At 38.7% G+C, this 9,480-nt stretch carries 7 protein-coding genes and 1 tRNA gene; 7 read left to right on the forward strand and 1 reads right to left on the reverse strand.

The features are described 5' to 3' along the window. The first annotated feature begins 121 nt into the window (after positions 1–121). Positions 122–952 carry a DNA/RNA non-specific endonuclease gene (locus ADH31_RS04925; RefSeq protein ID WP_049509266.1) on the forward strand — a complete coding sequence of 277 codons (831 nt, stop codon included), beginning with the start codon at positions 122–124 and terminating at the stop codon, positions 950–952. 252 nt (positions 953–1,204) lie between these two features. Then, positions 1,205–2,536, forward strand: a complete 1,332-nt coding sequence (locus ADH31_RS04930) for a hemolysin family protein (protein WP_049502736.1) — start codon at positions 1,205–1,207, stop codon at positions 2,534–2,536. An 86-nt stretch (positions 2,537–2,622) separates the two neighbouring features. Here ADH31_RS04930 and ADH31_RS04935 read toward each other — a convergent pair. After that, positions 2,623–2,693 (reverse strand) — tRNA-Cys (locus ADH31_RS04935). A 178-nt stretch (positions 2,694–2,871) separates the two neighbouring features. On the opposite strand from ADH31_RS04935, the gene ADH31_RS04940 reads away from it, so the two are divergent. From ADH31_RS04940 to ADH31_RS04960, 5 genes are all read left to right on the forward strand, one after another. Beyond that, positions 2,872–4,851, forward strand: coding sequence for a peptide ABC transporter substrate-binding protein (locus tag ADH31_RS04940; protein WP_049509267.1), 1,980 nt, complete (start codon positions 2,872–2,874; stop codon positions 4,849–4,851). A 65-nt stretch (positions 4,852–4,916) separates the two neighbouring features. After that, positions 4,917–6,413, forward strand: a complete 1,497-nt coding sequence (locus ADH31_RS04945) for an ABC transporter permease (protein ID WP_000761009.1) — start codon at positions 4,917–4,919, stop codon at positions 6,411–6,413. Beyond that, a complete protein-coding gene (oppC, locus tag ADH31_RS04950) occupies positions 6,413–7,339 on the forward strand; it encodes an oligopeptide ABC transporter permease OppC (protein WP_000104373.1) in 927 nt (308 codons plus the stop codon). The genes ADH31_RS04945 and oppC overlap by 1 nt, the downstream gene beginning before the upstream one ends. A gap of 8 nt (positions 7,340–7,347) precedes the next feature. After that, positions 7,348–8,415: an ABC transporter ATP-binding protein gene (locus ADH31_RS04955; protein WP_049509268.1), complete on the forward strand. Its 1,068-nt coding sequence runs from the start codon at positions 7,348–7,350 to the stop codon at positions 8,413–8,415. A 10-nt stretch (positions 8,416–8,425) separates the two neighbouring features. Next, positions 8,426–9,352 carry an ATP-binding cassette domain-containing protein gene (locus ADH31_RS04960; protein ID WP_001291283.1) on the forward strand — a complete coding sequence of 309 codons (927 nt, stop codon included), beginning with the start codon at positions 8,426–8,428 and terminating at the stop codon, positions 9,350–9,352. Positions 9,353–9,480: the final 128 nt, after the last annotated feature.

Below are 9,480 nucleotides of genomic sequence, written 5' to 3' on the forward strand. Positions count from 1 at the left end.
TCAAAACACCGTTTTGAGGTTGTGGATAGAACTGACGAAGTCAGCTCAAAATACTATTTTGAGATTGCAGATGGAAGCTGACATGGTTTGAAGAGATTTTCGAAGAGTACAAGGAGAAAATATGAATAAAAAAACAAGGCAGGCCCTAATTGGCCTCTTGCTCTTTTTGCTCTTGTCAGCAGGAAGCTACTATATTAAACAAATGCAGTCTTCCAATACTGCACCACAAACACAAGTAAAACAAAAATCACAGTCGTCTGATACTCCAAGTCAAGAACTGGCTGAAAGTGTCCTAACAGATTCGGTTAAAAAACAAATTAAGGGTACTCTAGAGTGGAATGGCGCAGGAGCCTTTATCGTCAATAACAATAAAACCAATCTGGATGCTAAGGTTTCAAGCAAACCCTATGCGGATAACAAGACAAAAACGGTAGGAGGAGAGACAGTTCCCACAGTAGCGAATGCAATCATGTCAAAAGCAACAAGACAGTACAAGGACCGTGAAGAAACTGGCAATGGTTCAACATCTTGGACGCCTGCGGGTTGGCATCAGGTTAAGAATCTAAAAGGAAGCTATAACCATGCGGTCGATAGAGGACACTTGTTAGGCTATGCCTTGATAGGTGGCTTAGATGGCTTCGATGCTTCTACCAGCAATCCTAAAAATATTGCCGTACAGACAGCTTGGGCCAACCAAGCGCGTGCAGAAGATTCCACAGGCCAAAACTACTATGAAAGTCTGGTTCGAAAAGCCCTAGATCAAAACAAACGAGTGCGTTACCGTGTGACGTTGCTCTATGCGTCTGAGGAAGACTTGGTGCCATCCGCATCGCAGATTGAAGCTAAGTCCTCTGACGGAGAATTGGAGTTTAATGTCGTTATTCCAAATGTCCAAAAGGGAATTCAGTTAGATTACCGAACTGGTGAGGTCACAGTCACAAAAAATAGCTAATTGATCAAGAGGTTGAGGAAAAATCCCAACCTCGTTTTTTATTAGTCATGAACTGTAGAAACGATTGCTTGTTTTTTGCACTTCTGATTTTAAAGAGCTTTTTTAAAGATTCACAAGGCTTGAACTAGGGCGTCGAGACTTGGATTGTGGCTCTCTATTCAGCGCCCCTTTATCATAGAAATTGAAAATTAATGTGTAAAAATTGGAAAATATGGTATAATGGTTTCAATTATACTTTTTAGGAGAAGGAAAATGGAAGACCCGAGCAGTCAGGATTTGTTACTGCAATTTGTTTTATTAGTTGTTTTGACCTTTTTAAATGCCTTTTTCTCTGCAACAGAAATGGCCATGGTTTCACTTAGTCGTTCACGTGTTGAGCAAAAAGCTGAAGAGGGAGATAAACGCTATATCCGTTTACTAAAGGTACTTGAAAACCCCAATCACTTTTTATCAACCATTCAAGTTGGTATCACCTTAATTACGATCTTGTCAGGGGCTAAACTAGCAGATTCACTTGGAGAGTTGATCGCCTCTTGGATGGGAAATAGCGAAACTGCCTATGCGGTAGCTAGCTTCTTATCATTAGCTTTCTTGACCTATATTTCTATTGTTTTTGGTGAGCTTTATCCTAAGCGAATTGCTCTAAATCTTAAGGATGCCTTGGCTATCCGAACAGTACCGTTTATTATTGCTCTTGGTAAGATTGTGAGTCCCTTCGTTTGGATGCTCTCAGCATCAACTAATCTCTTGAGTCAATTGACACCGATGACATTTGACGATGCAGATGAAAAAATGACTCGTGATGAGATTGAGTACATGTTGTCTAAGAGTGAAGAAACCTTGGATGCTGATGAAATTGAAATGTTACAAGGGATTTTCTCGCTAGACGAGCTCATGGCACGTGAAGTCATGGTTCCTCGAACCGATGCTTTCATGGTAAATATTCAGGATGACACTCAAACCATTATCCAAAGTATCTTAAAACAGAATTTTTCTCGGATTCCTGTTTATGATGGAGATAAGGACAATGTTATTGGATTGATTCATACTAAGAGTCTCCTTAAAGAAGCCTTTGCCAGCGGGTTTGACAATATTGTCTGGAGGCGAATCTTACAAGATCCACTCTTTGTACCTGAAACTATTTTTGTGGATGATTTATTAAAAGAGTTTAGAAATACTCAAAGACAGATGGCTATCCTTCTGGATGAGTATGGAGGTATGGCTGGTCTAGTTACGCTGGAGGATCTCCTTGAGGAGATTGTTGGTGAAATTGATGATGAAACTGACCGAGCTGAAGTTTATGTTTATACAATTGGCGAAGATACCTATATCGTCCAAGGGACAATGAATTTAAATGACTTTAATGCTTACTTTGATGTTGAACTTGAAAGTGATGATGTAGATACAATCGCTGGTTACTATTTGACCGGTGTGGGAACTATTCCAACATCAGAAAAACTTAGCTATGAGTTAGAAAGTAGCAATAAGCATATCACCCTAACTAATGATAAGGTCAAAAATGGACGTGTAACCAAGCTTAAGGTTCAAATTCAAGAACTTGAATCAGAAGAAGAAACAGAATAAAACAAAAGCTTTATCAGAGCAGAACTGATAAAGCTTTTCTAGTAGTTAAAAGAAAAAGACTCCTGTGGGAGCCTTCGATAATATAGAGGCGGTAGACGGATTTGAACCGACGATCAAGCTTTTGCAGAGCCGTGCCTTACCACTTGGCTATACCGCCTTAACTTTTATTATTATACCTTTTAAATTAAATCTCGTCAATAGTTTCTTTTCTGAAAATGTAAGTTTTCCTGCTTTTAAAAGGTATGCGACAAAATATTCTGAAAATTCGTTTACTTTTTAAAAAAACTGTGGTATAATTTTCAATATCCACAATTTAAAACGAGGAGTTTATAAATATGAAAAAAAGTCGTATTTTTGCAGTAGCAGGGGTTGCGCTACTTGCAACAGGTGTTCTCGCAGCTTGCGGTTCTTCAAAATCATCAAATGCTGAAGCACCAAAGGCTTATGGCTATACTTATACTGCTGACCCAGAAACATTGGACTATCTTATCTCTGGTAAACAAAGTACTAAAGTTGCCACTTCAAACGGTATCGACGGGCTCTTTACAAGTGATAAGTATGGTAACCTTACTCCTGCAGTCGCAGAAGACTGGTCAGTGTCTCAAGATGGTTTAACATACACTTACAAAATTCGTAAAGGTGTAAAATGGTTAACATCTGATGGTGAAGAATATGCAGAAGTAACTGCAAATGACTTTGTTACAGGTTTGAAACACGCAGCCGACAATAAATCAGCCACTCTTTACCTAGCACAAAATTCTGTTAAAGGATTGGCTGACTATGTATCAGGGAACAATACAGACTTCTCTGCTGTAGGTGTAAAAGCTGTTGATGATTACACTCTTCAATACACTTTGAACCAACCAGAACCATACTGGAACTCTAAATTGTCTTACGGAATTTTCTGGCCTTTGAACGCAGAGTTTGAAAAATCAAAAGGTAAAGACTTTGGTAAGGCGACAGATCCAACATCGTTGCTTTACAATGGTCCGTTCTTGCTTAAGGGATTGACAGCTAAGTCTTCTATCGAATTTGCAAAGAATGATCAGTATTGGGATAAAGACAATGTTCACATCGATACTGTAACACTTTCTTACTATGATGGTTCAGACCAAGAGTCACTTGAGCGTAACTTTACAAATGGTGCATACAGTTATGCCCGTCTCTTCCCTACTAGCTCAAACTATTCTAAGGTAGCAGAAACATATAAAGATAATATCTACTATAACCCACAGGGAGCAGGTATTGCTGGTTTAGGTGTTAACATTGACCGTCAAAGTTATAAATATACATCAAAAACAACTGACGAGGAAAAGACTTCTACTAAGAAAGCTCTTCTTAACAAAGACTTCCGTCAAGCTTTGAACTTTGCTTTTGACCGTACTGCTTATTCAGCTCAGCTAAATGGTAAGGATGGAGCAGCACTTGCTGTCCGTAATCTATTTGTAAAACCTGAATTTGTTTCAGCAAATGGAAAATCATTTGGTGATTTAGTTACTGAGAAGGTTGTTTCTTATGGTGATGAATGGAAAGACGTAAACTTTGCTGATGCTCAAGATGGTCTTTACAATGCTGATAAAGCTAAAGCAGAACTAGCTAAAGCTAAAAAAGACCTTGAAGCAGATGGTGTAAAATTCCCAATCCACTTGGATATTCCAGTTGACCAAACAGCTAAAAACTATATCGCTCGTATCCAATCATTTAAACAATCTGTTGAGACCGCTTTGGGTACAGATAATGTAGTTATCGATATCCAACAAATCACTACGGATGAATTACACAATATCACATACTACGCTGCTAGTGCGGCAGCAGAGGATTGGGATATTTCAGGTGCAGTTGGATGGAATCCAGACTATGATGATCCATCAACTTACCTTGATATCTTGAAAACAACTAATAGTGAAACAACTAAGACCTACATGGGCTATGACAATCCATCAAACCCAGCGGTTGCTCAAGTTGGTTTGAAAGAATATGATAAATTAGTTGACGAAGCTGGAAATGAAACAACCGATCTTAACAAACGTTATGAGAAATATGCAGCAGCACAAGCTTGGTTAACAGACAGCTCACTCTTCCTTCCAGCTATGTCTTCTTCAGGAGCAGCACCAATCATTTCTCGCGTAGTACCATTCTCAGCATCATATACTCAATCAGGTGATAAAGGTTCAGATGTTTACTTCAAATATCTTCAATTGCAAGCAAACACTGTAACAACCAAAGAGTACAAAGAAGCTCGTGAAAAATGGCTCAAAGAAAAAGCTGAATCAAACGAAAAAGCTCAAAAAGAGTTAGCGAGTCATGTGAAATAAATAATGCTCATCAGAACTTTCTCTCCTAAAGGAGAAGGTTCTTTTGGGATTTTAAAGGAAATAATATGAAAAAATATGTTTTTATGCGTATCTTGCGGTCGTTGGTTTCTATTTTCTTAGTAACGACCTTGATTTACACAATCATCTATACGATGGTTCCACGGAAGTTGATCTTCAAACAAGATACTAACTACAATAAAATTGCAACGACAGCTGATAAACGTGATAACTATGAAAATACCGTCTTTGAACGTATGGGTTACATCGAATATTACGATACGAAAGAGTTGCAGGAAAAAGCTAGTAGCATTGACTCTTCTGTTACAGTAGATGCAAATGATACAAATAAAGCAATCTATGAAAAATATATCCAACAACTTGGGAATGGTTGGACTCTAGGTGAGTTTACAGAGAGTGGACAATTCTACGCTACACGTGAAATTCCTATTTTTGAGCGTGTGTTCAAATTCTATGCAAACTTGCTTGATATTGACCATACAAACAAGATCCAAGACCCTGAGAATCCTAACTTAGAGCGTTATTTGCGCTTTGAGAATGACCCTGCTATCGGTTGGTCTCTTGTGGGTTCAGGTACTAAACACAAATATCTCTTGTACTTCAATAGTCAGTTCCCATTTGTTCACCAAAACTTTGTCAACTTGAACCTAGGAGATTCTTATCCAACTTATGCCAATACTCCTGTTCTTCAAGTAATCACACAAGGACAAGGACAAACCAAGACTTCAGAAGTTCAATTCCCAACTGGTAAGAAAACATCATCAGTTAACATTTACTCAAGAACTTATAAATCTCCGAGTCAAGCTGATGCTCGTGAAGTAGCCAACTACGGTAAAGATGATCCATATACAGCTACTGAGAGTAACTATCAATACCCATCAATGATTGCAAGTTCTGCTATCACTGGTTTGATTGGTCTTGCGATTTCATATGCGATTGCAGTTCCTCTTGGTTCAGCAATGGCTCGTTTCAAGAATACTTGGATTGACAGCCTATCTACAGGTACTTTGACCTTCTTGATGGCCCTCCCAACGATTGCTCTAGTTTATATCATTCGTTTGATTGGTTCTTCTATCGGATTCCCAGACTCATTCCCAATCTTGGGTGCTGGCGATTGGCGATCTTATGTCCTTCCATCAGTCATTCTTGGTTTACTTGGAGCACCTGGTCTAGCTATCTGGATTCGTCGTTACATGATTGACTTACAATCTCAAGACTTTGTCCGTTTTGCTCGAGCTAAAGGTCTTTCTGAAAAAGAAATTTCTAACAAACACATCTTTAAAAACGCTATGGTACCACTCGTTTCTGGTATCCCAGGCTCAATTATTGGTGTTATTGGTGGAGCAACTCTTACTGAAACAGTCTTTGCCTTCCCAGGTATGGGTAAAATGTTGATTGACTCTGTAAAAGCATCAAACAACAATATGGTGGTTGGTCTGGTCTTCATCTTTACATGTGTTTCAATTTTCTCTTACTTGATTGGAGATATTTGGATGACTATTATTGACCCACGTATTAAATTGACAGAGAAAGGAGGCAAATAATGTCTACGATTAGTAATGATAAATTTCAATTTGTAAAACGAGATGATTTTGCCTCTGAAGCAATTGATGCTCCTGCCTACTCATATTGGGGTTCTGTTTTTAGACAGTTTTTGAAGAAAAAATCAACAATCATCATGCTTGGTATTTTGATTTCCATCGTATTGATGAGTTTCATCTATCCAATGTTTTCTGATTTTGACTTCAATGATGTAAGTAAGGTAAATGATTTTAGCGCTCGTTACATTAAGCCAAATGCTGAACATTGGTTTGGTACAGATAGTAATGGTAAATCTCTCTTTGACGGTGTCTGGTTTGGAGCACGTAACTCTATCTTGATTTCCGTAATTGCGACCTTTATCAACGTTGTTATTGGTGTTATTGTCGGCGGAATCTGGGGGATTTCAAAATCAGTTGACCGTATCATGATGGAAGTTTATAACGTTATCAATAACATCCCTTCACTTTTGATCGTTATTGTTTTGACTTACTCTATCGGTGCAGGTTTCTGGAACTTGATTTTTGCCATGAGTGTAACTACTTGGATTGGTATTGCTTATATGATTCGTATCCAAATCATGCGTTACCGTGATTTGGAGTACAACCTTGCTTCTCGTACACTGGGAACACCAACCCATAAGATTGTTATTAAAAATATCATGCCTCAATTGGTTTCTGTTATTGTTACAACTACATCACAAATGCTTCCTGCATTTATCTCATATGAAGCCTTCCTGTCATTCTTTGGACTCGGCTTGCCAATCACAGTACCAAGTTTGGGACGTTTGATTTCGGATTATTCTCAGAACGTAACAACCAATGCTTACCTCTTCTGGATTCCATTGACAACTTTGGTCTTGGTATCCTTGTCACTGTTCGTAGTTGGTCAGAACCTAGCGGATGCTAGTGATCCACGTACACATAGATAGGAGTAGACATGATAAAAGGAAAAAATGTAATTTTGACTGCTCAAGATATTGTCGTGGAATTTGATGTTCGTGACAAGATTTTGACAGCTATTCGAGGTGTCTCCATCGATCTGATCGAGGGAGAGGTTCTCGCTTTAGTTGGAGAGTCAGGTTCAGGTAAATCAGTTTTGACAAAAACATTCACAGGAATGTTGGAAGGAAATGGTCGTATTGCACGAGGTAGTATTAATTACCGTGGCCAAGAATTGACCAGTCTTACATCTAATAAAGATTGGGAAAGTATTCGTGGTGCGAAGATTGCAACTATCTTCCAAGATCCAATGACCAGTCTAGACCCAATCAAGACAATCGGAAGTCAAATCACAGAAGTTATTGTTAAACACCAAGGCAAGACTGCGCAAGAAGCTAAAGAATTGGCTATCGACTATATGAATAAAGTTGGTATTCCAGATTCTGAGAAACGTTTTGACGAGTATCCTTTCCAATATTCTGGGGGAATGCGTCAACGTATCGTTATCGCGATTGCTCTTGCCTGTCGTCCAGACATTCTTATCTGTGATGAGCCGACAACAGCTCTTGACGTGACCATTCAGGCACAGATTATTGATTTGTTGAAGTCACTTCAACACGAATACCACTTTACAACAATCTTTATCACCCACGACCTAGGTGTCGTAGCAAGTATCGCTGATAAAGTAGCGGTTATGTATGCTGGTGAGATCGTCGAGTATGGTACTGTTGAAGAAATCTTCTACGACCCACGTCATCCATATACATGGAGCCTCTTGTCAAGCTTGCCTCAACTTGCGGATGACAAAGGTGAATTGTACTCAATCCCTGGAACACCTCCATCGCTTTATACTGAATTGAAGGGAGATGCTTTTGCTCTTCGTTCAGATTATGCTATGAAGATTGACTTCGAGGAAAAAGCACCTCAGTTTGCAGTATCTGATACTCATTGGGCGAAAACATGGTTGCTTCATGAACAAGCTCCAAAAGTTTCAAAACCAGCAGTGATTGAAGACTTACACGACAAGATTCGTGAAAAGATGGGCTTTACACATCTTGAGGACTAGGAGGAAGGAAATGTCTGAAAAATTAGTAGAAATTAAAGACTTAGAAATTTCCTTCGGTGAAGGAAGCAAAAAGTTTGTCGCTGTTAAAAATGCAAACTTCTTTATCAACAAAGGAGAAACTTTCTCACTTGTTGGAGAGTCTGGTAGTGGTAAGACAACAATTGGTCGTGCTATTATCGGTCTTAATGATACCAGCAAAGGTGATATCATCTTTGAAGGTCAAAAAATCAATGGTAAAAAATCACGTGAACAAGCTTCGGAATTAATCCGTCGTATCCAAATGATTTTCCAAGACCCTGCTGCAAGTTTGAATGAACGTGCAACAGTTGACTATATCATTTCTGAAGGTCTTTATAACCACCATTTATTTAAAGATGAAGAAGAAAGAAAAGAAAAAGTTCAAAATATCATTCGTGAAGTGGGACTTTTGGCTGAACACTTGACACGTTACCCACATGAGTTCTCAGGTGGACAACGTCAACGTATCGGAATTGCCCGTGCCTTGGTTATGCAACCTGACTTCGTTATTGCGGATGAGCCTATCTCAGCCTTGGACGTTTCTGTACGTGCTCAAGTCTTGAACTTGCTCAAAAAATTCCAAAAGGAATTAGGCTTGACTTATCTCTTTATCGCCCACGATTTGTCAGTAGTTCGTTTCATTTCTGATCGTATCGCGGTAATTTATAAGGGTGTTATTGTTGAAGTGGCTGAAACTGAAGAATTGTTTAACAATCCAGTTCATCCATACACGCAAGCACTTCTATCAGCTGTTCCGATTCCAGACCCAATCTTGGAACGTAAAAAAGTTTTGAAAGTCTATGATCCAGATCAACATGACTATGAAACTGATAAGCCTTCTATGGTAGAAATTCGTCCAGGTCACTATGTTTGGGCAAACCAAGCTGAGTTGGAACGCTATAAAAAAGATTTGAAATAAGAAAGAGTTTTGTAATCTTGATAGAACAATTCTATTAAGATTATGAAACTTTTTTATTTTTGTAAAATAATATTATACTCAATTAAAATCAAAGAGCAAACTAGGAAGCTAGCCGCAGGTTGCTCAAA

The organism is Streptococcus pseudopneumoniae (genome assembly GCF_001072375.1).
GTDB classification, from domain to species: Bacteria; Bacillota; Bacilli; order Lactobacillales; family Streptococcaceae; genus Streptococcus; species Streptococcus pseudopneumoniae_L.